1 protein-coding gene and 1 pseudogene are annotated in these 1,477 nt (G+C 58.2%); one reads left to right on the top strand and one right to left on the bottom strand.

The window, feature by feature from the left end; all coding sequences use genetic code 11:
* Window positions 1-376: 376 nt before the first annotated feature.
* The gene (locus ACLD9W_RS12315; RefSeq protein WP_410842279.1) at window positions 377-1,309 is read left to right on the top strand and encodes an alpha/beta hydrolase; all 933 of its coding nucleotides are present in this window, start codon (window positions 377-379) and stop codon (window positions 1,307-1,309) included.
* 83 nt (window positions 1,310-1,392) lie between these two features.
* Here ACLD9W_RS12315 and ACLD9W_RS12310 read toward each other — a convergent pair.
* Window positions 1,393-1,477: pseudogene (locus ACLD9W_RS12310) on the bottom strand (IS1595 family transposase); the annotation flags it as partial.

Here is a 1,477-nt window from a genome sequence, read left to right as displayed (position 1 = left end):
CTCAATCAGTTTGTTTTGTTTGTACTGACTCAGACGACTTTTTCTCATAAGGAAAATTCTAACTTAAACGGAATCTCCTGAGTTATCTAGGACAGCCCCAAAAATTTTGGGTAACTGAGTGGGTAACAGAAAATTTATCCACAGGTTTTATAATTTAAAAACATTAGTTTGTAAAAATACTTCGGACTCTGTCGGCGAAGCCAAGTCCAAACGGGCGCACTTACGGGTGCGCCCGTTTTTCCGCATCAGGCCGTCTGAAAATGCAGTTTCAGTGAAGTTAAAGCACATTCCAACCAAATCGCCGCGCTTTCAGACGGACTTTCCTCCGCCGCCGTTTTCCCTTACATTCCTACCGTCCCAATCCGTCGGAAACATCATGAAAGCCCTTATTGCCGCCCTCGCCCTGCTGCCCACCCTTGCCGCCGCCGCACCGTCCGCCACGCCCAACAGCGAAATTACCCGTCCCGCCGATCTCTCCGCCCTTACCGCGTCGCACAGCGGCTACACCTTCCAAACCCTGGCTTTCCAAGACCGAAACGGCCAAGCCTACCGCGTTTTCCTCGGCATTCCCGACAGCCAGCCTCCCGCCACAGGCTATCCCGTCCTCTACGCCCTCGACGGCAACGCCCTGCCCGAATACCTTGCCGCGCCCGCATTGCAGGACTTGTCCGCCAACCCGCCCGTGCTGGTGCTGATCGGCTACCCAACCGATCTGCGCTTCGACACCGCCCGCCGCGCCTACGACTACACCCCGCCCGATTTGTCCGGCAACAGCCTGCCCGACCAGCTGATGGACGGACGGCGCAACGGCGGCGCGCCTGCCCTGCTCGAATTTATCGACGGCAAAATCCGTCCCGCCGTCGACAGCGCCGCCCGCACCGACCCCGCGCGGCAAACCCTGTGGGGACATTCCTACGGCGGCCTGTTCGTCCTCTACACCCTGTTCGAGCGGCCGCAAGCCTTCACCCGCTATATCGCCGCCGACCCCGCCCTGTGGTGGCAAAACGGCCTGATGTTGCACTACGCCGAACGCGCCGCCGCCAAAGCGGATGCCTACGGCGGCCGCAGCCTGCTGCTGGAAAAAAGCGGCAAAGCGCACCACAAACAGCCCGCCGACGCCAAACAGGCCGACATGCTGGCCAAACGCGCCGCCGTTATCGCCTCCGTACCCGCCGACGCGGGGGAAAAACTTGTTGCCAAACTGCGCGGACAAGGGTTGGCGGCCGAATACCGCCATTATCCCGACCTCACCCACGGCGGCCTGCTCGGCACGTCTTTCAAACAAGCCCTGCCCGCCGCCACCCGCTGAAGCAGCCCAGCCACCTGAACAGATGGCGTGAAACATACAACGCGCGCGCCGCAGGTATTTATTTTGGGCTTAGGAAGCAAAAATCATTTTAAAGGATCATTCCGCAACATTTTCAGCAGTACTTTGTACAAATTATCATGCCTGTGATTGAAGCGAAATTCAGTTTCT

It is taken from the genome of Neisseria sp. WLZKY-1 (assembly GCF_046546535.1).
Taxonomy (GTDB): Bacteria; Pseudomonadota; Gammaproteobacteria; order Burkholderiales; family Neisseriaceae; genus Neisseria.
The sequence above is the reverse complement of the archived record's forward strand: the minus strand, read 5'-3'. Positions and strand labels throughout refer to the sequence as shown.